The sequence below is a fragment of the Streptomyces sp. NPDC021225 genome, assembly GCF_044332865.1.
Taxonomy (GTDB): domain Bacteria; phylum Actinomycetota; class Actinomycetes; order Streptomycetales; family Streptomycetaceae; genus Streptomyces.
Genome location: NZ_JBIRPV010000019.1, coordinates 100695 through 124117 on the forward strand (window position 1 = coordinate 100695; position 23423 = coordinate 124117).

The 23423-nt window shown below is 68.3% G+C and carries 23 protein-coding genes and 2 pseudogenes; 13 read left to right on the forward strand and 12 right to left on the reverse strand.

Translation table 11 applies throughout. The features are described 5' to 3' along the window. Positions 1 to 52: 52 nt before the first annotated feature. The 3 genes from ACH4S9_RS44320 to ACH4S9_RS44330 are packed head-to-tail and all read left to right on the forward strand — an operon-like array spanning position 53 to position 1687. Positions 53 to 736: an AzlC family ABC transporter permease gene (locus ACH4S9_RS44320; protein WP_311728024.1), complete on the forward strand. Its 684-nt coding sequence runs from the start codon at positions 53 to 55 to the stop codon at positions 734 to 736. A 26-nt stretch (positions 737 to 762) separates the two neighbouring features. After that, positions 763 to 1056, forward strand: a complete 294-nt coding sequence (locus tag ACH4S9_RS44325; protein WP_311728140.1) for an AzlD domain-containing protein — start codon at positions 763 to 765, stop codon at positions 1054 to 1056. Positions 1057 to 1108: 52 nt separating this feature from the next. Then, on the forward strand, positions 1109 to 1687 hold the full coding sequence (locus ACH4S9_RS44330) for a YceI family protein (RefSeq protein ID WP_358846781.1): 579 nt from the start codon (positions 1109 to 1111) through the stop codon (positions 1685 to 1687). Positions 1688 to 1737: 50 nt separating this feature from the next. Here the strand turns inward: ACH4S9_RS44330 and ACH4S9_RS44335 are convergent, their stop codons facing one another. The 3 genes from ACH4S9_RS44335 to ACH4S9_RS44345 are packed head-to-tail and all read right to left on the reverse strand — an operon-like array spanning position 1738 to position 5349. Then, entirely contained in the window at positions 1738 to 2631 is an 894-nt protein-coding gene (locus tag ACH4S9_RS44335) for a geranyl diphosphate 2-C-methyltransferase (protein WP_385342976.1), read from the reverse strand. 17 nt (positions 2632 to 2648) lie between these two features. Further along, a complete protein-coding gene (locus tag ACH4S9_RS44340) occupies positions 2649 to 3887 on the reverse strand; it encodes a family 2 encapsulin nanocompartment cargo protein terpene cyclase (protein WP_398377237.1) in 1239 nt (412 codons plus the stop codon). Continuing rightward, complete coding sequence (locus ACH4S9_RS44345; RefSeq protein WP_398377239.1) at positions 3874 to 5349, reverse strand: family 2B encapsulin nanocompartment shell protein; 1476 nt, start codon at positions 5347 to 5349, stop codon at positions 3874 to 3876. Before ACH4S9_RS44345 ends, ACH4S9_RS44340 begins: the two co-directional genes overlap by 14 nt. 260 nt (positions 5350 to 5609) lie before the next feature. Between ACH4S9_RS44345 and ACH4S9_RS44350 the strand changes: the two are divergent. The 3 genes and pseudogenes from ACH4S9_RS44350 to ACH4S9_RS44360 all read left to right on the forward strand — a co-directional run. Continuing rightward, positions 5610 to 5759 (forward strand): annotated as a pseudogene (locus ACH4S9_RS44350) (oxidoreductase); the annotation flags it as partial. A 110-nt stretch (positions 5760 to 5869) separates the two neighbouring features. Beyond that, entirely contained in the window at positions 5870 to 6883 is a 1014-nt protein-coding gene (locus ACH4S9_RS44355) for a BtrH N-terminal domain-containing protein (protein WP_398377241.1), read from the forward strand. A 50-nt stretch (positions 6884 to 6933) separates the two neighbouring features. Continuing rightward, positions 6934 to 7347 (forward strand): hypothetical protein, encoded by a 414-nt coding sequence (locus ACH4S9_RS44360; RefSeq protein WP_311728019.1) that lies wholly within the window; start codon positions 6934 to 6936, stop codon positions 7345 to 7347. A gap of 341 nt (positions 7348 to 7688) precedes the next feature. Here the strand turns inward: ACH4S9_RS44360 and ACH4S9_RS44365 are convergent, their stop codons facing one another. The 3 genes from ACH4S9_RS44365 to abc-f form a co-directional block, all read right to left on the reverse strand. Beyond that, positions 7689 to 8987: an erythromycin esterase family protein gene (locus tag ACH4S9_RS44365; RefSeq protein ID WP_398377243.1), complete on the reverse strand. Its 1299-nt coding sequence runs from the start codon at positions 8985 to 8987 to the stop codon at positions 7689 to 7691. 86 nt (positions 8988 to 9073) lie between these two features. Further along, positions 9074 to 9727 (reverse strand): CatB-related O-acetyltransferase, encoded by a 654-nt coding sequence (locus ACH4S9_RS44370; protein WP_385342986.1) that lies wholly within the window; start codon positions 9725 to 9727, stop codon positions 9074 to 9076. A gap of 49 nt (positions 9728 to 9776) precedes the next feature. Then, complete coding sequence (abc-f, locus tag ACH4S9_RS44375; protein ID WP_398377245.1) at positions 9777 to 11396, reverse strand: ribosomal protection-like ABC-F family protein; 1620 nt, start codon at positions 11394 to 11396, stop codon at positions 9777 to 9779. A 153-nt stretch (positions 11397 to 11549) separates the two neighbouring features. Between abc-f and ACH4S9_RS44380 the strand changes: the two genes are divergently transcribed. After that, on the forward strand, positions 11550 to 12200 hold the full coding sequence (locus tag ACH4S9_RS44380) for a TetR/AcrR family transcriptional regulator (RefSeq protein ID WP_385342990.1): 651 nt from the start codon (positions 11550 to 11552) through the stop codon (positions 12198 to 12200). 424 nt (positions 12201 to 12624) lie between these two features. After that, a complete protein-coding gene (locus ACH4S9_RS44385; RefSeq protein WP_398377247.1) occupies positions 12625 to 13518 on the forward strand; it encodes a virginiamycin B lyase in 894 nt (297 codons plus the stop codon). Between the two features lie 656 nt (positions 13519 to 14174). Here the strand turns inward: ACH4S9_RS44385 and ACH4S9_RS44390 are convergent. Both ACH4S9_RS44390 and ACH4S9_RS44395 read right to left on the reverse strand, forming a co-directional pair. Further along, positions 14175 to 14294, reverse strand: a pseudogene (locus ACH4S9_RS44390) (IS5/IS1182 family transposase); the annotation flags it as partial. A gap of 40 nt (positions 14295 to 14334) precedes the next feature. Continuing rightward, positions 14335 to 14520, reverse strand: a complete 186-nt coding sequence (locus tag ACH4S9_RS44395; protein WP_311728014.1) for a hypothetical protein — start codon at positions 14518 to 14520, stop codon at positions 14335 to 14337. Positions 14521 to 14989: 469 nt separating this feature from the next. Between ACH4S9_RS44395 and ACH4S9_RS44400 the strand changes: the two genes are divergently transcribed. Continuing rightward, complete coding sequence (locus ACH4S9_RS44400; protein WP_311728013.1) at positions 14990 to 16120, forward strand: NAD(P)/FAD-dependent oxidoreductase; 1131 nt, start codon at positions 14990 to 14992, stop codon at positions 16118 to 16120. Positions 16121 to 16135: 15 nt separating this feature from the next. On the opposite strand, the gene ACH4S9_RS44405 is transcribed toward ACH4S9_RS44400, so the two are convergent. Then, positions 16136 to 17068 (reverse strand): LysR family transcriptional regulator, encoded by a 933-nt coding sequence (locus tag ACH4S9_RS44405; RefSeq protein ID WP_398377249.1) that lies wholly within the window; start codon positions 17066 to 17068, stop codon positions 16136 to 16138. 50 nt (positions 17069 to 17118) lie between these two features. Here ACH4S9_RS44405 and ACH4S9_RS44410 point away from each other — a divergent pair, with 50 nt between their 5' ends. The 4 genes from ACH4S9_RS44410 to ACH4S9_RS44425 all read left to right on the forward strand — a co-directional run bounded on the left by ACH4S9_RS44410 (position 17119) and on the right by ACH4S9_RS44425 (position 19858). After that, positions 17119 to 18087: a nitrilase-related carbon-nitrogen hydrolase gene (locus ACH4S9_RS44410; protein WP_398377251.1), complete on the forward strand. Its 969-nt coding sequence runs from the start codon at positions 17119 to 17121 to the stop codon at positions 18085 to 18087. A 77-nt stretch (positions 18088 to 18164) separates the two neighbouring features. Continuing rightward, positions 18165 to 18689 carry a hypothetical protein gene (locus ACH4S9_RS44415; protein WP_361184609.1) on the forward strand — a complete coding sequence of 175 codons (525 nt, stop codon included), beginning with the start codon at positions 18165 to 18167 and terminating at the stop codon, positions 18687 to 18689. Positions 18690 to 18969: 280 nt separating this feature from the next. Then, on the forward strand, positions 18970 to 19368 hold the full coding sequence (locus ACH4S9_RS44420; RefSeq protein ID WP_398377252.1) for a helix-turn-helix domain-containing protein: 399 nt from the start codon (positions 18970 to 18972) through the stop codon (positions 19366 to 19368). Continuing rightward, positions 19313 to 19858: a hypothetical protein gene (locus ACH4S9_RS44425; protein ID WP_398377254.1), complete on the forward strand. Its 546-nt coding sequence runs from the start codon at positions 19313 to 19315 to the stop codon at positions 19856 to 19858. The genes ACH4S9_RS44420 and ACH4S9_RS44425 overlap by 56 nt, the downstream gene beginning before the upstream one ends. A gap of 156 nt (positions 19859 to 20014) precedes the next feature. On the opposite strand, the gene ACH4S9_RS44430 is transcribed toward ACH4S9_RS44425, so the two are convergent. The 3 genes from ACH4S9_RS44430 to ACH4S9_RS44440 form a co-directional block, all read right to left on the reverse strand. Continuing rightward, the gene (locus ACH4S9_RS44430) at positions 20015 to 20797 is read right to left on the reverse strand and encodes a DUF899 domain-containing protein (protein WP_398377256.1); all 783 of its coding nucleotides are present in this window, start codon (positions 20795 to 20797) and stop codon (positions 20015 to 20017) included. A 216-nt stretch (positions 20798 to 21013) separates the two neighbouring features. Beyond that, complete coding sequence (locus tag ACH4S9_RS44435; RefSeq protein WP_398377258.1) at positions 21014 to 22228, reverse strand: hypothetical protein; 1215 nt, start codon at positions 22226 to 22228, stop codon at positions 21014 to 21016. Beyond that, positions 22225 to 23421 carry a hypothetical protein gene (locus tag ACH4S9_RS44440; RefSeq protein WP_398377260.1) on the reverse strand — a complete coding sequence of 399 codons (1197 nt, stop codon included), beginning with the start codon at positions 23419 to 23421 and terminating at the stop codon, positions 22225 to 22227. Before ACH4S9_RS44440 ends, ACH4S9_RS44435 begins: the two co-directional genes overlap by 4 nt. Positions 23422 to 23423 lie beyond the last annotated feature (2 nt).

The window sequence follows — 23423 nt, forward strand, 5'->3', positions numbered from 1 at the left end:
GGTCGGTGGTTCTCCTTGACGAACACGGCAGGGGATGTTCAGTATAAACTCCATGCGTTCGTTATGGAGAACACTGGGTGGAAGGCTGCTGCGCGACATCGCGCTCGTCTGCCTGGCCGTCGGGGTCATCGGCGTTTCCTACGGCGCCACCGCGGTCACCTCAGGGTTCGCATGGTGGTTCCCGGTCCTGATGGGGGCGCTCGTCCTGGCCGCGTCGTCCGAGTTCCTGTTCGTCGGCATCATCGCCGCCGGGGGCAGCCCGATCGCCGCGCTGCTGGCCGGGCTCCTCGTCAACGCCCGTCACCTGCCGTTCGGACTGGCGGTCCCCGATGTGCTCGGGCGGGGCTGGCGCGGACTGCTCGGCACCCATCTGATGAACGACGAGACGGTCGTCTTCGCCATGGCCCAGGACGGACTGCCACGCAAGCGGGCCGCGTACTGGGCCTGCGGACTGGGCATCCTGGTCTGCTGGCCGGCCGGCGCCGCACTGGGCGCGCTCCTCGGCAGCGTCGTGGAGGACACCGCGGCCCTCGGCCTGGACGCCATGTTCCCCGCGGTGATCCTCGCCCTGATCCTCCCCGCGATGAAGGAACGGCCAGTACGGCGAACGGCACTGGCCGGCGCCGCGCTGGCACTGGCCGTCAGCGCGTTTCTGCCGGCCGGGCTCCCGGTACTGGTCGCCCTGGCCGCGCTGCCGCTGTTCGCCGCCAAGGCCGCGGAAGGAGCCGTGCGTTGAGTCACGCCGTAGCGCTGCTGGCGGCGATGCTGGCCCTGGCAGCCGGGACCTTCCTGCTCCGCCTCGCGGGACCGGCCCTGCGGGCCAAGGTCACCTTCCCGAAACGGGCCGAGAAGCTGCTGGAAGTCTCGGCGGTGGTCCTGCTCACCGCACTGACGGCCACAGCGGCGCTCACCGAGAGCGGCGGCTTCGCCGGCCCCGCCCGCCCGATCGGGGTCATGGTCGGCGGAGCGCTCGCCTGGCGCAAAGCGCCGTTCCTCGTCGTGGTGCTCGCGGCAGCGGGCACGGCGGCGCTGCTTCGGCTCGCCGGCGTTCCCTGACGCGGCCGTCCGCGCGCCCGTCGGTCCCTGTTCGTCACGTACAGTCAGATCCGTGACATTGAGTGATGGGGCATACGGGTTCGGGCCGCCGACGGGCCGCTTGCTGATCAAGACCAGCCGCGCCGGGCTCGGCCGGAAGGCGGGGCACGACCTCACCATCGAGGCCACCCGCTGGTCGGGGAGCGCGGTGGTCGTCGCCGACGATCCCGGGCGGTCATCGGTGACCGTGACGGTCGAGACGGGTTCCCTGACTGTCCGGGAGGGGATCGGCGGGCTCAAACCCCTCACCGACGCCGACCGGGCCGAGATCAAAAGGACGCTGGAGGGGGAGGCCCTGTTGCACACCGCGCGGCACCCCACGATCACCTTTCGCTCCACGAGCATCACGGGAACGCTTCCGTCCTTCGAGATCACCGGGGACCTCACCATCAAGGGCCGGACACACCCGGCGACCGTGCACGGTGGCAGCGACGGCGATGGAATGGTGTGCGGCTGGGCGACGGTCCCCCAGTCCACCTGGGGGATCAAGCCGTATACCGCTTTCCTCGGCGCGCTGAAGCTGGCCGACGAGGTTCGGGTCGAGTACGCGGTGACCGAACTCGAACCGCTGCCCGACCTCGGGTTGCGCTGAAAGGGCTGGGTCCGTCAGGGACGGGCCCAGCCCTTTCAGCCGTCAGGTGGTCAGACGCGGTCGGATGCGATCAGGAGGTACTGGAAGGAGCCGTCCTTGTAGGAGTTGATAAACGCTTCCTCGATGCCCGTGACCAGCGAGGACGTGGCCCGCAGCTCCCAGTAGGGCAGCGTCGCGGGAGTGAGGTCGATGACGGCCTGTGGCACGAGGCGATTGTCGGCCATGGCGCGCATGTACTCCCGGCGGGAGTGGATGTTGCATTCGAAGTGCGCGTTGATCTGGGAGACCCACTTCGAGGGCTGACCATAACGCGGGTTCCAGCAGCCGGTGATGGTCACGTAGCGGCCGCCGACCGCGAGGATCCGGGAGTGCTCGGCGAAGAGGTCGTGCAGGTCGACGTACATGCTCGACTCGTTGTTCCACGAGGCCGCGGCCCGCCCGGTCTCGAAGGGCGTGTCGAGCATGTTGCAGACGCGGGCGTGGACGTGGTCCTCGATGCCGAGTTCGCGGGCACGCTGGTTGGCGAAATCGGCCTGCTTGGCCGACAGGGTGACGCCCTCGACCTTGCACCCGAAGCGCTGGTGGGCCATGACCATCGAGCCGCCACGGCCACAGCCGGCGTCCACGAGGGTGTCGTCGCGCCCCATGGGGCCGAGATGGTTCAGGAGGAGTTCGGCCTGCGCCGACTCCAGGCGGTGGAGCTCGGCGATCAGCTTCTTCTCGTATGAGCTGTCGTCCGCGTCGCGGAGCGCGGCGTGATCGACGTCGCCGATGCCGTAGTGGTGGTGATAAAGGCCGTCGACATCGCCGAGACGCAGGTTCACGGGCCTGGCCTCGTGGTCCCAGTAGCGGGCGATGTCCCCCTGGTAGGGCGTCACCGGGGCGGGGATGAACAAGGAGGCGTTGGTGGGGGTGGCGTCGGTGGTGAGCTCGGTGCTGGTCACGGACAGGTCCATTCTTCTTACCAGAAGTCGGGCAGGGTGTAGCGGTAGGTGTTGGTCTGGTGCCAGTGGTGGTTGCCGTCGACCCATACGGCCACGCCACGCAGGAAGCGCTGCACGCTGGGGACGGGGCAGGCGGTGGCGAGAGCGGTGGCTTGGGCCTCGAAGTCGTGCATGAGGTCGTTGTGGACCTCGATCGCCTTCAGGTAGGCCTCGCGGTCCGGGAGGCCTTCGCGTTCGGCGATCACCACGGGGAGGTTGAGGTGGCGGCCGGGGGAGGCGAGTTCCTTGGTGTAGGAGTAGAGGTCGTTGACGATGGTGGTGGCGTTGCCGGCGAGCGCGATGACCCGTTGCATGGCGGGCAGGGCGTGCAGGTCCGCGGGCAGTTCGTAGCCGCCGACGGAGTCGGTGATGGTGGGGCAGGGGCGGAAGTTGTTGAACTGGCGCATCGCCAGGTACTCCCACACCTCGGGTACGTGGTCCGTCTGGGCCCAGGCGGCCTCGGCCAGGTACCCCATGTGCAGCCGGGCCATGTCGTGCCGGAACCGGTCGGCCTGGGAAGGGCTGGCCACTTGGAGGAAGTACTCCATGGCGGAGCGGTAGGCACGCCGGGGCGCGTCCGCGTGGAGGGACTCCGTCCATTGGGGCTGGTATTCCCTGGTGGTGTGCAGGGGGTCGAGAGCGGTGTGCGCCAGCAGAAGGCGTCCGCCCAGGCCGATGGGCGAGCCTCCGTGGTCCTCGCAGTAGCAGTCGTCCACCGCGTTCTCCGCGACCATCAGCCGCGTGGCGAGCATCAGGTGATCGACGGTCGGGGCGTCCGGATGGCAGACGACCATGTAGCGCCCCACGGAGAAGCCGTCGAACTCCTCCTCCCACTCCTCGGGGTACAGATCGACCTCGTCCAGCGCCCATGCCTTGATCCTGCGGCCGACTTCCTCCACCCGCACGGGATCGGGCTCCGCCACCGGGTGGTAGTACAGGCCCGGAATCGGGTTCCCTTCGGCCGCAGCCGCAGCCGCCGGAGGCTCCGGGAGCGTTGGCGGCGTCGGCGGCTCCTCCCGTCGGACCAGACGCAGACCCGCCGTGCCCAGGCCACTGGGACCACCCAGGATCCGGTCCAGACCCGCGCCCGGCGTCCGCACCTCGGCGGCGGAGACATCGACGGCAGACGGGATGGGCGGGGACGGCACAAGGGGGCGGCCGCCGCTGGCGGCCGCGGGCAGACTCGACTGCGGAGGGGAAGGCTCAGGGTCGGGCATCGATGGCTCCTTGGCGGGATGGGTGGCTGCCCCGGGAGGTCTGGGCCGTCTCGTCGGGCGTGCGGGCGATCTGCACGTTCTCCAGCACGCCGAGCGCGTCCGGCACAAGGACGGCGGCGGAGTAGTAGGTGGTGACGAGGTAGGAGGTGATCGCCTTTTCGTCGGTGCCCATGAAACGCACCGACAGGCCCGGTTCGTACTCCTCCGGCAGACCGGTCTGGCGCAGGCCGACGACGCCCTGGTCGTCCTCGCCGGTACGCATGACGAGGATCGAGCTGGTGTTCTCCTTGGTGATGGGGATCTTGTTGCAGGGCAGGATCGGGACACCACGCCAGGCCGGGACCTGCTGCCCGCCGAGGTCGACGTGGTTCGGATAGAGCCCGCGGGAGTTGAACTCACGCCCGATCGCCGCGATCGTCCTGGGGTGGGCGAGGAAGAACTTGGAGCCTCGGCGGCGGCAGAGCAGCTCGTCGAGGTCGTCCGGGGTGGGCGGGCCGGAGTGGGTCTGGATGCGCTGCTTGAAGTCGGCGTTGTGGAGCAGTCCGAACTCCCGGTTGTTGATCAGCTCGTGCTCCTGGCGCTCGCGCAACGCCTCGATGACGAGCCTGAGCTGCTCCTCGGTTTGGTTCATCGGCCCGTTGTAAAGGTCGGCGACCCTCGTGTGGACCCGCAGAACGGTCTGCGCGACGGAGAGTTCGTACTCCCGCGGCTTCAGCTCGTAGTCCACGAACGTGCTGGGCAGTTCGGGCTCACCGGTGTGGCCGGCCGACATCGCGATCTCGGCCTCGCCATGACGGTTCTGCCGTTCGCGGAGAAGTGAGCCGTACCGCTGAATGTGCGCCTGGAGGCCCGGCGCCGCGGACACCACGGCGGCGAAGTCGGCGCGGGACAGGGTGAGCAAGATGCCGACGGTCTCAGCGGTGGCGGTGTAGCCCCACCGGGCCTCCGCGTCCAACAGGGCTTCCTCACCGAACCGGTCGCCATCGGCAAGCACGGCGACGGCGACCTCATCGCCGTACGTGCCGACGGAAGTCTGGCTGACGCGGCCGTGTGCGATCAGATGGAGCTGCTCGGCGGGCGTTCCGCGCTCGACCAGCACCTCGCCGGCCCGGAGGTCGCGCTGCACGCACCGGTCGGCGATCGCGGTCAGCAGCTCCACATCCTCGAATCCGCGCAGCACGGCCAGTTCGCCGAGCTCGCGGGGGATCACCCGGACGTGGGCACCGTCCTGCACGAACTCGACGCGCCCGTCGCCGACGGTGTAGCTCAGCCGGCGGTTCACCCGGTAGGTACCGCCCCTGGCCTCCACCCAGGGGAGCGTCCGCAGCAGCCAGCGAGAGGTGATCCCCTGCATCTGCGGGGCGGACTTGGTCGTGGTGGCAAGGTTGCGGGCGGCCGCCGTGGACAGGCTGGACTGCCGAGGCGGCACCGGCTGTGCTTCCCGACCGGTCTCAACAGTCATCGGGCGAGCTCTCCTTCATCAGGGCATGGCCGGCGTGCGCGCGTCACCGGGAAAGAGGAAAAAGAAGGGGCAAACATCCGGGAATGCGTCCAGATCCCGGGGAACAGTAACGGCCGCTGCGCCCGGACGGCCGCGAGAAGCCGTTGGTATTAACTCGATACGATGATCCTGCTCGTACAAGGTTTGCCCGGGCGGCCGGACGACGGTATACAGGCGCGCTCGCCAGCGCCCCCCGCTGTCCGTACATCACACGGGGTCCTTACACCGCACAGGGCTGGGAGTGGCAGTTCGCCACCAACCGTCTCGGCCACTTCGCACTCGCCACGGGCCTGCACGACGCGCTCGCCGCCGACGGCGCCGCCCGCATCGTCGCCGTCAGCTCCCCGGCGAAGAGGAGCAGGGGGCTGGTGGACTCTCCCACCGTGGGAGAGTCCACCATGATGGCGTGCAAGACGAAGCGCCGTACGTGAGGCCTCTCGCGTCGGGTCGGCAGAGGCCTCTACATCCAGGGAAGCATGGCATGACCACGGTGATAGACATTGATGTCCGCGGTACGCAGCACTGCGAGACGACGGCTCTGGGGGTGCTGTTGCGGCACCAGGGGCTCGATCTGTCCGAACCCATGCTCTTCGGCCTCGGTTCCGGTCTGTCCTTCATCTACTGGGACAGCAAGAACATGGGCTTCCCCTTCCTCGGGGGACGGGTCAAGCCCTTCGACCTCACCAGAAACCTGGCCACCACACTCGGGCTGGAACTCCTGGTCCAGGAGACGACCTCCCCTCGCAGGGCATGGGAGAACGTGGTGGCCCCCATCGACGCCGGCCACCCGGTGGGACTACAGCTCGACAGCTACCACTTGGACTACTTCGGGTCGAAGGTGCACTTCGGCGGTCATGTCGTCGCCATGTACGGCTACGACGACCGCGACGCCTATCTGGTGGACACCGGCCAGCAGGGCGGAGCCGTATCCACCAGCCTGGCGAGCCTGGCCGAGGCAAGGGCCGCACGTGGACCGATGGCCGCCAAACACCGGTCCTTCACCCTCACCGCTCCGGGGAACCCGCCCTCCCCACAGGACCGGATCGTTCCCGCCATCACCGCCTGCGCCGACGCCTTCCTCAACCCGCCCATCGCCAACCTCGGCCACCGAGGCATCGAAAAGGCCGGCAAGCTGGTACGCACCTGGCTCCAGCGGACCGACGCCCCGCAGCGGGACCTACCGCAGGCTGCCCTCTTGATGGAGAAGGCCGGCACCGGCGGCGCCCTGTTCCGTAACCTCTACCGCGACTTTCTCGCCGAATGCTCCCAACAGCTCGACAGCGGCCACCTGCGCACCGGCCACAGGCTGTACACCGAGGCAGCCACTCTGTGGACGGAAGTCGCGGCACTGATCACAAAGGCCGGTGAATCAGGCGATGCGCAGTCCCTCGTACAGGCAGGCACCATCCTCCGCGAACTTTCACGCATTGAGCGTGAGGCCATGCAGGCGCTGCGCTGCCTGGGGAGTGTAAGCCCACACCCAAACCAGTCCTGACTAGTGCCGCATCAGGCAACGTTCGCCCTGTCGATGGCTACTCTGACGACGTGGCCGATGAAAAGGACAGTGGGAGCGGCTCGATCCGACGCCCCTCGTGGGACCCGGTAGTGTCCACCGTCGCGCTGGAACTGGTCGGCCTCGCTTTCTCCGGGTTGGTCGCTCTGGTGGGGTGGCCGTTCGGGTGGCTGCCCGACACCAGTCTCGTCGGCCTCGTGACGGGCCTGATCGCGATCGGGCCTGCGGCTGAGTTGTACCGCGGGGCGGGCCCGCCGCGTCGGCTTGCTGTTGTCGCCGCTCTCCTTGCGCTGGCAACGGTGAGACTGCTCGTGGCTGCAGCAGTGAACTGGGCCTTTCCTGCGCTGGCTGATCCGGGCGTCGGTATCCTCGTCGGCTACCTAGTTGCGTTACCCATCGGCGTGGCTGTGTTGGCTTGGTTCCTCATCAGGGCGAACGTTGCCTGATGTGGCACTAGTGCCCTGACCGGGAAGGTTCACGGCTTACGATCCTGCGGGCCCACGGCATCACGGTCGAGGCACCGACCGGAGCCGAAGCGTCGCAGCTCGTCCGCGATCTCTTCCTGCGACTCGTCCTCGTCCGCCAGAGCGGGCCGAACGCCGACACCAATTCCGCGTGTGTGACTATTGTGGGCTCCTTAGCCGGCTGCCAACCCGGTTTACCGCGGGGCTGAACATAGCGAGCTCGGCCACGGACACTCGCCGACGCAGAGAGAGCGCTGATCGCCTGACGCGGTGTCGTTTTCACGGTATGCCAAACCAGCCGAGGAACACCGCGTGATGGTGTCTCACATGTTGTCGAGGTTGTCGGCCACGGTGGAGGTCGGGGTGTTGAGGATGGCGTCGAACGCCTTGAGGATGGGGGTGTGCAGGTAGGCGCTTTGTATCCGGATGCGGTCGGGGCCCGGGGCAAGGTCGGAGCTGCCGGGGGCCTCGTGGCGTGCCTGCTGAAGGTCGGCGATGCTGAGCCCGAGCCCGGCATCGGCGAAGGCCGCTTCGATGCTTCCCCGCTCGGGCGGCTCCAGCGCGGTGGCGTCGATGGTGAAACCGAAGCGTGCGTTCTCGTCCCGGCGCATGTCCGCGGTGTGTCCCGTGGTGCTCGTCAGGCCGAGGGCGACGTACTCATCGCCGAGCGCGCGGCGCAGGTGATGTCCCATCGGGAGCCCCGTCAGGTGGCCGTTGAAGGAGACAGGCGTTTTCTGGATGTGGGCGTTGTGAGCCACCAGCACGACGCGGGTACCGGGTTCGAAGCGCTTCAGGTGCCATAGGACCGACTCGGCCATGTAGACGTCCCGGGCCGAGGTGTCGGCTGTCAGCCCTGTGCCGGCGAAGAGGCCGGCCATGGCACGGAAGGTGTAGTCGCCGTGGCAGGCGCCTTCGAGGCGTCGCAAGGCGATGTCGTAGCTCTGCTGGTCGCCGCGGGAGACATACAGAGGCTCGAGGGCGCGGAACCGGATGAGCAGGCGTGTCAGGGTCGCGCTGAGGGCGTCCTGTTCGGCGGTGGCCAGGCGTGCCCACGCGGGCGCGGCGTCGGCCGCGGAGCCACCGGCGAACGGTTCGGCGATCCGCATCGCCGTCTCGACCGCCGGCAGGGTCTCGGGATCGATGTGGCGCAGGTAGTCGGCGACCGGGGCCAGGGCGGGGAGCAGGGACCCACCGGCCGCCGGGATGTCGACGCCGGCGAAACGCACCGATGGTGAGGCTGTGCGGTTGTGCCCGCGCATCCAGCGCAGCGGCCCACCGACTCCCACGGGAATCGCTCCGGCGACGTGGGCCGAAAGGTCGTCGTCCGCCCCCTCGCCCTGGGCCCATGCGTCAAGGGGGAAGCCTTCGCTGAAGCCGTGTTCGAAGGCCAGGACGGTGAAGCCGCAGCGTTCGACCAGGAACCGCAGGATGCGCTCGCGCAGGAGCGCGAACTCGCTGATGAAGTGGGAATTCTCGCCGATCGCGACGACGCGGGCGTCGCCGATGATGTCGCGCAGTGGCTCGAGATCGTCGAGCGGCGCCTCACGGTCGAGGTGGGTGAGGGGGACGGCATGGGCCCGAAGCCAGTCGGCGAACGGGTTGTGGTGGGACGAATCAGGCATGCTGATGGCTCGATCCTCGGTGCTGGAGTGCGGATGGACTGCGGGGGAGTGGTCGCCGCACGGCATGGCGGTGCAGCCGCCCGGCCTCACCGCTGTGTGTGCCCGGGCGCGGCGTTTTCCAGGTCGTCGATGCCGCCGGACATGATCGTGCGGATGTGTTCGGTGATGTGCTGGAGCGGCCAGTCCCACCAGGCCAGGGCCACGAGGCGGTTGACGTCCTCATCGCTGTAGCGGCGGCGGATGAGACGGGCGGGGTTGCCGCCGACGATGCCGTAGTCGGGGACGTCGTCGACGACGACGGAGCCGGAAGCGATGACCGCTCCGTGGCCGATGCGGACACCGGGCATCACCATGGCCCGGTAGCCGAGCCAGACGTCGTGGCCCACGACGGTGTCACCCCGTCCGGGCAGGCCGGCGATGAGGTCGAAGTGCTCGGTCCAGGAGCCGCCCATGATCGGGAAAGGGAACGTCGAGGGACCGTCCATGCGGTGGTTGGCGCCGTTCATGATGAACCGCACCCCCTCGCCCAGCGCGCAGTACTTCCCGATGACCAGCTTTTCCGGCCCGTAGTGGTACAGCACGTTGCGGGTTTCGAAGGCGGTCGGATCATCGGGATCGTCGTAGTAGGAGAACTCCCCGACCTCGATCAGCGGCGAGGTGATCAGTGGCTTCAACAGCACCACCCGCGGCTGCTCGGGCATCGGATGCACCAGGGTCGGGTCGGCGGGAACAGGCGGCATCACGAGTGGCTTCCTCTCAGATAAGGGGTGTCTGCGGGGCCGGAGGACCTCAGCACTCGGCGGCGGACGTCGCAGTCGCCTGTATGGCCAGGTGGGAGCCCTGCCAGCGCCGGAGCAGCCGGCGATCGTGGCTGACGATGACGAGGGTGCCGTGGTACCCGGTCAGCGCGGTCTCCAGGTCCTCGACGAGGGCGGGCGACAAATGGTTGGTGGGTTCGTCGAGCAACAGGACGTCTGACGGCTCGCTGAGCAGTCGCGCCAGGGCGAGACGCTGCAACTGCCCGGTGGACAGCCGGCCGACCGGCACCGTGAGCTGGTCGCGGTCGAACAGGCCGAGGGACAGCAGCCGTTCGCCGTGTCCGGCGGCCTCTCCTTTCCGTCCGCGGGCGAAGGCGGCCAGCACGGTCTCGGCCGGTTCCCCGGGGCGCGGCTCTTGGGAGAGGTAGCCGATCCTGCCGTGGCGGGTGACGCTCCCGCTGTCGGGAGCGACATTGCCGGCCAGGACCCGGAGGAGGGTGCTCTTGCCCGCTCCGTTCGGCCCCGTGATCAGCAGGCGCTCGCCCGCCGTGACGGCGAGGCTCGTGCGGTCGAGCCGGCCCGTGACGGCGATGTCGGTGGCGTCGAGTACGGCGCCCTCCAGGCGGCGGGCCCGCAGTACGGGGGTGAAGCGCAGCGGCTCCGGCGGGGGTGGGACCGGGGAGGCGAGGAGGCGGCGCAGCCGTTCCTCGGCGTTGCGCACCCGGCTGGCCAGCGATTGCTGCACCCGGCCGCCCGCCCGGTCGTAGGCCATCTTGTTGCCGTCCTTCATCGGACGGCCGGGGGCCACCTGGCGGGCGGTGGTCGCGGCGGCCTCGCGGAGCCGGTCGATGTCGGCCCGCCACTGGTCGTGCGCCTGGGCCCAGCGCTGCCGGGCGGCCGCCTTCTCGGCGACGTAGCCGGTGTAGCCGTTGCCGTACCGGACGACGCGGCGCCGGTCGGCGTCCACCTCCAGCAGGCTGGTGGCGACACGTTCGAGGAAGACGCGGTCGTGGGAGACCGCCACCGTGGTGCCCCGCAGGGTGCGCAGGTGTTCTTCCAGCCAGTTCAGGGCGCCGTCGTCGAGATGGTTGGTCGGCTCGTCCAGCAGCAGCACCTCCGGCGCCGCCGCCAGGACGGCCGCCAGCCGCAACCTGACCCGTTCTCCGCCGGACAGGCTGCCCACGGTGCGGTCACGGCCCACCAGCCCCAGGCCGAGACCGTGCAGAGCACGTTCCACGCGGGCGTCGGCGTCGTAGCCGCCGCGCAGTTCGAAGACCGTCATCAGTTCGCCGTACTCGGCCATGCCCGACTCGTCACCGTCGGCCATCGCGGCCTCCAGACGGCGCATTCGCTGCTCGACGCCGCGTAGATCACTCAGAGCCCGGTCGATGATCTGCTGGACGGTCGCCCGCGGCTCCATCCGCTCGTCCTGGGCGAGATAGCCGACGCCACCGGTGGCCTGGACGACGACCTCGCCCTGATCGGGCCGTTCCTGCCCGGCGAGCAGGCGCAGCAGGGTGGTCTTGCCGGATCCGTTCTCACCGATGATCCCGGTGCGCTCGCCCGCGGCGAGCGAGCAGGTCACCGAGTCAAGGACGAGCCTGCCGTTGAAGGACTTGCTGACGGCGAGCGCGGTGATCTGTGTAGGCATGCGGAGACTCCAAAGCATTCGGGAACGAGGCGGCCATCGAGGGCCGCGCGGCCGGGCAAACGCTTTGGAAGAGCATTGATCACTCCACTAGTGCGACAACTGATGCATTAAGATGCTGCCACAACGCCGTCCCCATGAGCAAACGGACTTTCAGTGATCACTCCCACAGACCCAGAACCAGAAGGCACCCGGCCGCCGCCCACCCGAAGCCGTCCCGGGGGCCGCACCGCCCGTATCCGTACGCAGGTACTCGACGCGGTCCGCGCGGAGCTCGGCGAACACGGTTATGACGGGCTCACGATGGACGCCGTCGCCGCCCGCTCCGGGGTGCATCGCACCACGGTGTACCGGCGCTGGGGGGACATCGGCGGCCTGCTCGCCGACGTTCTCGACGCGGCGAGCGACGACGACTGGCAGCCACCGGACACCGGCTCGCTGGAAGGCGACCTGGCAGCGCTGAACCAGGAGATCCAGACAGCCATGGCCGCAGAGCCGCCGATCATGGCGGCCCTGATCGCCGCCTCGTTCCGCTCGGAGAAAGCCGCCCACGCCCAACAGCGGCTCTGGGAGGACCGGTACGCCCGCTGCGAGATCGTCGTCAGCCGCGCCGTCCGGCGCGGCGAACTCCCGCCGCGAACCGACGCTCGGCGACTGCTCATCGCCGCCACCGCGCCGCTCTACCACCAGCTGGTACTCCTCCGCACACCACCCGACCCGCAACTGCCCGGCCATGCGGCCAGAACCGCCGCCCTCGCCGCGGCCGCCGGTGCCTTCGCCGAGTCCCAGCCCGAGGACGACACATAAGTGGGACCGCGCCACTCCCGCACCCCTCGAAGACCGGCACGGGTCCGATTCATCTGACCTCGCTGTGGTTCGACACGGAACTTGATCTCGTCGGCTGTGCCACCCGTCCGTGCGGAGGGATCCGTCACGGACGGGTGGCAGGCGACAGGCGGTCTCGGTCTCCAGGGGTCGCCCTGCCATCCGCCTGACGCCCCGCGGAAAAGCGGTTGCGCCCGCTGTCCTCTCACCGGCAGGGTGCGGTGGTGATCGGCACAGAGATCAAACTTCCGTCGCCGTCGACCTGCGTGGCCATGGGCGGACCCGGCTTGTCTCCACCGATCCGGAGCTGCACTGGCGGGATATCGGAAGCGTCGTCTCAGTACTGTCCTGGGACCGCGCCATAGGCCTGAAATGCTGACTGACACTTACTTGGTAAGGAGTTGCCGTGCCCCGTCCTGATGCCTCAGCCGCCACGGAGATCCGCGTGGCAGATCAGGAGGCCGGGCCTTACGGCATCACAACCGGCCCCGATGGCGCCCTGTGGCTCACCTTCGTGCACAACGGTCGCATCGCGCGTCTCACTCTCGACGGCGAGCTCAAGGAATACCCCCTGGACTCGCCGACATGCCGTCCTGCGATCATCACCCCCGGGCCGGACGGGGCACTGTGGTTCACCCGGTCTCAGGACCACCGCATCGGCCGCATCACCACTGATGGTGAAGTGGACTCCTTCCGCCTGCCAACGCCCGACAGCGGCCCCTTCGGCATCACCGCGGGCCCGGACGACGCGGTGTGGTTCACGCAGATGAACGCCGACCGTATCGGCCGTATCGCCAATAAGGGAGAGATCTCCGAGTTCGCCCTTCCGGTCGCGGGCGGCTTTCCCTCGGCGATCACCACGGGCCCTGATGGAGCCCTGTGGTTCACCCTCAACCAGGCGAACGCGATCGGCCGCATCACCACCGAGGGTGACACCGCCATCCACCCACTGCCCACCCCGAACGCGGCACCCGTGGGCATCGCCAGTGATGGCACGGCTCTGTGGTTCGTCGAGATTGCCGCAGGCCAGATCGGCAGGATCTCGGTGGATGGTGAGATCAGGGAGTTTCCGCTCCCCGACCGCACGGCCAAACCACACGCCATTGTCGCGGTGTCCACGGGAGACTGCTGGTTCACCGAATGGGGGGCCAACCGCATCGGCCACATCACCGCGGGTGGCGAGATCACCGAGTATGACCTGCCCTCACCGGCATCCGAGCCACACGGCATCGCCCTGGGCCCCGACGGTGCCCTCTGGGCGGCCCTCGAGACGGGCGGAGTCGCGCGGGTGGCGCCGTAGGCCTCGACGGCAAGAACCGGGAGCTGTCATGCGGGCTGTTTGCGCGTGTGCAGGAACTCCAGGATGTTCGCGGAAGCCGATGCCGTACCGGTCGAAACGGATGGTCCGGTACCCGGCCCGGGCCAGCCGTTCGAACAGCCCGTCCCACACCCAAAGCGACAGGGGCGCTCCGGAAACGAACAGGATCGGCTCTCAGTCTGCCTCCCGGCAGGGACCTGTACGACGACCCGCCCTCGGGGCGGAGGTCGGGCAGGAACTGCCTCACCTTCGGCATGCCGAGCGAGACGACGCCTGACTCGCGGACACGGTTGACGAGGACGTGTCCGGTCGATCATGCTCTCGGCCGCCTCGGGACCTGAATCACCTGGCCTCAGCGGTTGGCCTGTTGGTCAGATGGCGGCAGGTTTTACGATCTGCCCATGGTTGATCCTCCGCAGCATTGGACCGCGCGTCATTTCTCGCAGGCCAACCCCGCTGGCCCAGGCTGCGATAGCGTTCCGGCCCTTTTTCGGCGGTTGGCCGAAACCATCGAGGAGTTGGGCCCTATTGAGATCCGGCACGTGGTGTTCGAGTCAGAGATGACCGAGCACGGTCCCTGGTGGTCGGGGACCGTCTACTTCCACCTGCCCGAAGACAGATAAGCGCTGATCTGACGCTCACGAGCGGAGCCAGATCGTCAGTGCCGCAGCAGTGGCGGTGCCGAGGTAGACGTCGCGGCGCTTGCCGTATCGGGTGGCCACGGCGCGGTGACGTTTGAGCCGGTTGATCGCTCGCGGGCCGTTGTTGCACGGCTTGTCAGCCGCCACGCTGCTGGGCTTATTGCCCGGTCCAGGCTTCGGGACTCGGATCTTCTGCGGTACCGCTCGGGTGCTCGTCGCCCGACGGCATCGCCTTGCCCTTGGCCCAGCCGTCGGCGTCGGTGAACGCAGCCAGGCGCTCGTCGTTGCGCAGGAGATCTGCCAGATACCGACGCAGCGGAACCGGACCGGGCAGTCGTGGCACGGCGAGGAGCCGGAAGGCTGACCTTGGCCGCGCCCGCCGGGCCGGTGGAGACGTAGGAGGCGTCCTTGGACGGTTACCGGTGAGCCCCCCGCCACTCCAAGGCCACGACCGCGCCCCGGGCACGCTCCGCATCCACCAGGAACAGGCCCCGAACGCGATCGCCCCGAGCGCGATCCACCGGCGGGCGCCCAGCCCACGCACCTGAACCCTCACGACGCCCCCTCACTCGTCCGGAGTGAGCGGGACGCTGTCCCAGATATCCCGGTCGCCGTGCTCCCGCCCCCGGCGACCCGGCACCGGGCCGCCCCTGGACCGCTGAGATTGATCTTGTGTGTCGGGACTGATCTGCGGTGTCGGTCACCTGTCGGGGGCTGTCGGTCGGATGTCGGCGGCCGGTCGGCGGGGTCCGGCACCTTTCCGGAGACGGCCGGCCGGAGTTCGCCGGGCGGCCCGATCCTGAGGAGTCATCATGCACACGCCCGTCACGATCATCGGCGCCGGACTCGGCGGACTCACGCTGGCCCGCGTCCTGCACGTCCACGGAATCCCGGTCACGGTCTACGAGGCCGACCCCTCCCCGTCGGCGCGCACGCAGGGCGGAATGCTCGACATCCACGACTACAACGGGCAACTCGCACTCAAGGCAGCCGGCCTGATGGACGAGTTCCACGCCATCGTCCTGGAGGGACGCCAGGCGATGCGGGTCCTCGACCGGGACGGGACCGTCCTGCTCGACAAATCCGACGACGGCACGGGCGGACGACCCGAGGTGCAGCGCGGCGAGCTGCGACAGATCCTGCTCGACTCGCTCCCGGCCGGCGCCGTCCGGTGGGGGCACAAGGTCACCAGCGCCCGTGCCCTCGGCGAGGGCCGCCACGAGGTGACGTTCGCCGACGGAACCACCGTCGTCACGAGCCTGCTGGTCGGCGCGGACGGCGCGTGGTCACGAGTCCGGCCGCTGCTCTCCTCCGCCACACCCGAGTACGCAGGCACGTCGTTCGTCGAGACCTACCTGTTCGAGGCCGACACCCGGCACCCGGCCGCCGCGAAAGCGGTCGGCGGCGGGTCGATGATGGCGCCCGCGCCGGGCAAGGAGATCTTCGCTCACCGGGAAAGCGGCGACACCCTGCACACCTACGTGGCGCTGTCCAAGCCGCAGGACTGGTTCGCCGCCATCGATTTCACCGATGCCGCCGCGGCCGCGGCGCGGATCGCGCAGGAGTTCGACGGCTGGGCGCCGGAACTCACCGTGCTGATCACCGACGGCGACACCGCGCCGGCCCTGCGCCCCCATTACGCTCTGCCGATCGAGCACCGGTGGGATCGGGTGCCGGGGGTGACCCTGCTCGGCGACGCCGCCCACCTCGCGGCCCCGAACGGCGAAGGCGCCAACCTGGCCATGCTCGACGGCGCCGAACTCGGCAAGGCCCTCGCCGCGCACCCCGACGACATCGAGGCCGCGCTCACCGAGTACGAACAGGACATGTTCCCCCGCAGTACCGAGGTCGCCACTTTTGAAGGTGCCGAGGTCCACAGGATCGACTCCGACGACAACACAGCCCACGGCCTGATCAACATGATGGCCGGGAAAGAGATATGACCCCGGATCACGGCTTCATTTCTGCGAGCGAGGCATGGACCTCTCGGCTCCGCCGACGAGGTGGCGGAGCCAGGTGTGGGCGGGGTCGTCGGCCACGGTGGTGTGCCAGATCGCGCTGACGGTGTACTGGGGCATGGGCAAGGGGGGCTCGGTGGCCGTCAGGCCCAGGGTGTCGGCGTAGACGGTGGCTGCGTGGGAGGGGAGGGTGGCCAGGGCGGGCAGGGTGGTGAGTTGGAGGGCGGCGCCCGCGAAGTGGGTGGTGGAGGCGACGATCCGGCGGGTCAGTCCGCGTGCCTCCAGGAGGTCGTCGACGATGCCTCGGCGCCCGTCGTAGGAGATCAGCAGGTGGGGGTGGGTGAGATAGTCGTCCAGGATCAGCGGGGTCGGCAGCGGCAGCAGGCGGGGGTTGAACAGGCAGGTGTAGCCGGAGGCGAACAAATCCCGGGTGCGGTGGTCAGGGCCGTGTGCGGGAGCGGCGGCGATGCCGAGGTCGATCTCGCCGTGGTCGAGCATGTCGGCGACGGTGTTGCGGTTGGCCTGCCGGACGGCGATCCGGATGCCTGGAAGGCCGGCCGCGGCGGCCAGCAGCCGGGGCAGCAGCGCGGCCTCCAGGTCGTCGGACATCCCCAGAGTGAACACGTGCCGGGCGGCGGCCGGGTCGAAGTGGTCCCGGCCGGTGACGGCAGCCTGGATCAGCCCGAGGGCCGGTTCGATGCGGCGGGCCAGTTCGACCGCGCGGCGCGTGGGCTCGATGCCCGCGCGGGTACGGGTGAACAACTCGTCGTCGAACAGCCTGCGCAGGCGGCCGAGCGCGGCGCTGACCGCGCCCTGGCTCAGACGCAGGGCGGCGGCGGCCCGGGTGACGCTGCCCTCGCGCATCAGGGCGGCGAAGACCACCAGCAGATTCAGGTCCGCCTTCCTGAATTCACTGTCATAAATGTCGATCATCACGGACATTAGCTTGCTCGATGATTCAGGGGATTCCTAATCTCAGTGCCATGACCTCCCCGAGCCCTGCCGCTGCCGCGGCCCCCGAGCCCCGCCGTTCCGTGACCGCTGCCGTCGTCCAGGCGGCCGCCCCGCTGTTCGACACGCAGGCCGCGCTGACCCGCGCCGAAGAACTCATCCGGGAGGCCGTCGCCGACCGAGGCGCGGAGGTGGTCGTCCTCCCCGAGGCATTCCTGGGCGGCTACCCCAAAGGCCTGGACTTCGACACCACCGTCGGCAGCCGCACCCCGGCCGGCCGCGAGCTGTTCCGCCGCTACCACGCCGCCGCCATCGACGTCCCCGGCGCCGAGGTCGACACCCTGGCCGCGCTCACCCGGGAACTCGGCTGCCACGCCGTCGTCGGCGCGGTCGAACGCCAGGGCGGCACCCTGTACTGCGTGGCGCTGTTCTTCGGTCCCGGCGGCTATCTGGGCCTGCACCGCAAGCTCATGCCGACCGCTGCCGAACGCTATCTGTGGGGCCAGGGCGACGGTTCCACCCTCCCCGTCATCGACACTGGCACCGCCCGCCTCGGGGCGGGCATCTGCTGGGAGAACTACATGCCGCTGTTCCGCACCGCCATGTACGCCAAAGGCGTCGACCTGTGGTGCGCGCCGACCGTGGACGACCGCGACGCCTGGCAGGCCACCATGCGGCACATCGCCCTGGAAGGCCGCTGCTTCGTCCTCAGCGCCAACCAGTACCTGCGCCGCGACGCCGTGCCCGCCGACCTCGACCCCGTCCAGGGCGACGCCCCCGACACCGTCCTGATCGGCGGCGGCTCCGTCATCGTCTCCCCGCTCGGTGAGGTCCTCGCCGGCCCGCTGCGCGACGGCGAGGGCATCCTGACCGCCGAACTCGACCTCGACGACCTCACGCGCGCCCGCTTCGACTTCGACCCCACCGGCCACTACGCGCGGCCCGACATCTTCACCCTCCACATCGACGAGTCCGCCCGCACCACCGTCACCAGTAGTTGACCGGCAATCACTGGAGAGGCCTTGGCGCGCCAAAAACACATGTCGCAGACGTCCACGCGCTGCCAAGCTGGCCGACCATGACTGCTTACCAACTGTTGCTCATCGGCGGTGGTGCGGGCGTCGGGAAGACGACCGTCGGATGGGAGATTTCCGCAGCGCTACAGGCGCGAGGAACCGCCCACTGTCTGATCGAGGGCGACTATATGGACCAGATCCATCCGGCCCCCGTCGACGACCCCGACCGCGCAGCGATAACGGAGCGGAATACCGCCGCAATCTGGTCGAACTACGTCGCCCTTGGCCAGCGTCGCCTCATCTACACGAACACGGTGAGCATCCTCGAGGAGCCGATGATCAGGCGAGCCATGGGGGGCGGCCCGATCAGGGCCACCTGTGTCCTGCTCACAGCCGAGGAGGCCACCGTGAGAGATCGGCTCACCCAACGGGAAATCGGGTCCCAGCTTGACGCTCACATCGAGCGGAGCCTGCGAATGGCGCGAGACCTGAGTGAGAAGGCACCTGCTGGAACGGTGCGTATCCCGACGGACGGTCGCACGGTCCAGGAAATCGCCCTTGATGTGATTCAGGCAGCTGCTTGGTGACATGGGCGGTGACCGCGAGTGCTGCCGCGGCTACGGCGAAGGTGCTGTGCCGCTTCCGTTCCCGTGTGCTGTGCGAGCGCGGTGCCGCCGGGGACGCCGACGATGGTGGCTACGCTCAGTCCCGAGACGACCACTGTCATGGCCCGCATGCCGATGCCGAAGGCGGACACCAGCATTCCGGCGGATTCCAGGACGCGCGGTGCGCGCCCTGCTGAACCTAGGTCTGGGTGGTCCACCTTCGTCGGACCCGCCGCGCCACCGCGGTGGTAACACTGGATGCATGGACCAGAACGGTGAACTAGGCGACTTTCTGCGCTCGCGGCGGGCTCGGCTACGCCCCGAGGATGCGGGGGTCGCCTTCAGCGGCGGCGCGCGCCGGGTGCCGGGGCTGCGGCGTGAAGAGGTCGCGCACCTGGCCGGGGTGAGTACGGACTATTACGCCCGCCTCGAACAGGGCCGGCACCCCCATGTCTCGGAGACGGTGCTGGAGGCCGTGGCTCGTGCCCTGCGCCTGGACGACACCGAGCGCGGCTACCTCTTCGAGCTCGTCCGGCGCGGGACGCCCGGCCCGGGCCGGGCGGCGTCCGGCCGGTGGACCGCGCATGCGGCCGGCGGTCCACCGCATGCTGGACGTCCTGAACGACGTCTCGCCGGCCCTCGTCGTCAACCACCGCAGTGACGTCCTGGCGGCCAACCACCTCGCCAAGGCGCTGATCACCGATTTCGACGCGCTGCCGTACCGTGACCGCAACCTCGCCCGCTTCGCCCTGCTCCACCCCGCCGCCCGTGAGTTGTACGCGGACTGGGACAAAGTCGCCGAGACGTTCGTCGCCAGCCTCCGCCTGGCTACCGGAAGCCACCCCGACGACCGGCAGCTGAACGAACTGGTCGGGGAACTGTCCATCAAGGTCCCCGAGTTCCGCACCTGGTGGGCCGGCCACCGCGTGGACCAGTGCGCCCACGGCACCCAGCGCCTCGACCACCCCGTGGTCGGCCAACTCACCCTCTCCTACGAAACGCTGGCCCTTCCCGCCGACCCCGACCAGAGCATCTGCCTCTACACCGCCGAACCCGGCTCCCCTTCCGCACAGACGCTGCGTCTGCTCGCCAGTTGGAGCGCGCCGGCGGGCGCACGCGAGGCCGCCTCCTCCGACGCGCCGTCCAGCTGACTGCGGGATCGCCACGGCCAGGGCTGCAACGAGGCGGTCGTGACCACGACGCGGGTCCGCCGGCGCAACAGGGCATCGCCGGTCCGGTGCGGCGGGAGCGCTCGTCGGCCATTGGGCGAGCCGTTGGGAGGCTCCGCCCGGCACCTGGACACCTTGTCAGTGGTGGTGGCCGTGTCGGCCGAGGGTGTTCACGGGGGTCGCGCCGGGGCGGGTCCACTGCGGCACGGGGCGGCTGGTCGGGCCCCAGGTGGCGTTCCCGTCCGCGTCCGAGCGCCAGGACCAGCACGGGCTGTGCCCCTCGGGCCAGCCCTCGGGGTTGTCCTCCCATACCTCGCCGCGGCCGTAGGGCGTCATGTCGAGCAGGCCGAGGGACCCGTTGATCCGCTCGTTGCCACGGCCCGTCGTGGAGTAGGTGAGGAACACGCGGTCGCCGTCGCGCAGGAAACAGGTGATGTAACCCATGCTGCCGCCGACCGGCGCGTCCACGTCGCGCACCGAGTACCACGGCTGGGTGTAGCCCATGAACCCGACGTAGGAGGCCACCTCGTCCCAACGGCCCGTGGTCAGAATGGCGAACGACACGCCGCGGGCGCTGAGATAGACCGCGTCCTTGATGTGCCAGGCCGTGGTGGTGCAGCCCTCGCACTGCCCCTGGTGCGGCGCGCCGTCGTACCACATGTGCTTGTAGACCACGAGTTCGTCGCGGTCCTGGAACAGGTCCAGGAACGGGACCGGGCCGTCGGGTCCGACGACCTCGACCGTCCCGTCGAACTCCACCATCGGCAGCCGGCGGCGGGCCGCGGCGAGGGCGTCGCCCTCGCGGGTGTGGGCCTTCTCGCGGACCAGAAGCTCGTCACGGGCCCGCTGCCAGGTGTCCAGGTCGACCACGGGCGGGCGGCCGGGCTGCGCGGGGGTCGGGTCGTTCGGCATGGTCGTCATGGTGTCCTCCGTGCTGTCTCATGCAGGGCGGCGTCGTACGCGCTCTGTGCCGGTCACCAGAACAGACTCGCGAGGCGGCCGGAACTCATCGCGACTCACGACTACGGCCTTCGCGCCGTTCCTCTGCCTCTGTGATGGAGCAAAGGATCAGACGAAGGCCGCCTTCGCTTCGGCGCCAGGCCTGAATGCAAGCTGACGGAATCGCCACTCCGATCATCAGGTGACCGGGATGAGTACCCCGGCGCCTAGGGGGTGCCAATCCACTTGGTAGGTTCCTTTATCAGCGGTGGAGGGGCGATATACATCGGTGTAGGATCCATGAGCCACCGGCAGGAGAATGCTGGCGGCGCAGCCCGGATCATTGGATGAGTTACTGCCGGATGGCTTGGTTGAAATGATGTTGTAAGAGCGGGCGCTGCTCTCATCGGCGGAGCCGAGCTTGATACTGAGTCCGGACGGAGATCCGTCCGGAGCCGCTTGGACTCTACAGTGAAGGAATCCGTCGGTCGTGGCGATAAACCTGCCTTGGCCGGTGGGGGAAGCGGTTCGCAGGAGGCTGGCATGGCCGCTGATGTTGAGTGTGGCGAAGTTGGCGTCGGAGGGAGCAACTGCAATGAGCCTCCGGAGGGAGTAAGAACGCTCGAGTTCGCTGCTTGCCTTGTACAGGCTGAGCGTCAGGGTGAAAATGGTGGAATGGGAAAGCGGCCGGGTGGGGTATTCGGCAGCCCCTGTGACATCGACGACATCGACGGGAGTATCGCCGAGCTGGTCGTACCCCAGAGTGGTGATGTAATAGGGGGCGGGACTCTTCTGCTCTCCGGCCGAGTAATGCGGAACGTTGACGTCCCAGACGAGTCGGACGGAAGTGCCCCGACCGACGAGAATCTGGTCCGGATGATACGGTCTGAAGTTTTCGAAGACCGTACCCGCGTCACATTTCTTGATCGCGAATTCTTTGCCGCGTGTCAGATACTCGCTGCCACTGCTGATAGCGGTTGCTTCGCTGATCTTGACAACCGCATCCGTGCCGCTTTCGCTGACGGTAATGTGGTCGATCGTGAACGTCAGCGAATTCTTTGCCGTCCCATCACCGTTGTATTCAGTTCTGGGGAATAGATAGGAACCGGCTTTGGGGACGATGTCGATGACGCTGCCGTGCTTGTGTGCGGTCCACTTTGACTTGCGGGGTGGGGCCTGCGTGATGTGTGTCAGCGCATCGTCGGTGTCCTCAGTGAAGTACTGGGAGCTGTCGACATCGGGCGGCTGGAGGTCGACAGAGATTTTCTCGCAGGGTACAGGGCCATCGCTTGTATTCGTTACCTCGAAGGTAATGGAACCGTTCTTGCCGATCTGCGGTGGCGCCGGATCTGTTGTCGGCTCCCGGTATTGGAGCAGGGGGGATTCGTCTCGCGATGAGGTCATGGCAGTCACGTCCCTTCCTGTTCTCCGTCTAGTCCGGTTCCTATGTCGGTCCCCAAGGGGTGCCATAAGAGCTCGCATACGCGATCATCCGCCGGCCCGTCGAAGATGATTTCACTTCCGGCGGCCACCGGAATGGTGACGTTGCTGTTGTGTGATTCGCGTTCGCCGGATACGAGGTGAAAGTAGCTGCAGTCGGTCGCGTCTGGCGCGTTGACCTGGATCTGGAGCTCATTTGTGACGTATTCCTGCCCCGTGGTGGCGGTTCCCTGGGCGCTCATGGAGTCGGATTCCTTGACCCAGCCGACAAGGAATCCGTCGGTGCTCGCCCGGTAAACCGTGGAGGAATCCCTGAGAGGATGGGCGGTACGGTTGAGAACGGTGGTGGCTCCACTCACGCCGACGTTGTAGAATTCACCGTCCGCACGAGTTGTCTGTACATAGGTGACGTAGCTTTTCACGTCGCCTTGATAGATCGCGTTGAGAGCGAAGATGACGGTAGGATTGGTCATACCGTCTTTGTCTTTCGTAGTGTAATCGACGTCGTAGCGCTGTGAGTTTACGTCGTAGGTGCCGCGGAGATCCTCGTCCGGGATTGGCTCCGGTCCGCCATCCCTTCCGATGGGGAGTTGACCATCCGTGTGCGGGTAATAGTAGAGGGCGTATGTGATCGCGCTTTCTTTGATGCGGTTCCATTTCAGGGTCACCTGCTCACCGCGTTGGACGTTGAGCGAGGTGGGGTGGAAGTCATCGACGATGGGACCCGAGGGCCACACCACAACACGCAGGGGCGTCGGGTCCTGGCTGGTGGGATGGAGCCCGTCGGAGAGGAAGAGGGTTGCGGCGCCGGGATCGGCAGAGGCGGTGACTCTGTTGAGGGTGAGAGTGATGCGTTTCCCGGGAGCGAGGTCAGTGGTGGCCGCGGGGGGCGCCGCCGCGTAAACGCCGTGCTCAGGGCTGGTGATGTGCCAGCCACTGTCGGCGGCGGCGTTGATGGTTTCGGGGTGTGAGGTGAGGACGGTGGTGTCATGGGTGGGGAGTTCGAGGGGGAAGGTGAGGGTGAAGCCGGAGCAGGCGATGGGCTGATCGGTCGGGTTGGTGATCGTCAGCGTGAGGGTGGCTTCCTCCGAGACGGCGAGATGGGTGGGGCTGGTGGCGAGGCTGTAGCGCAGTCCGCTGGTGTTGTCGACGGTGCATGTCGTCATGA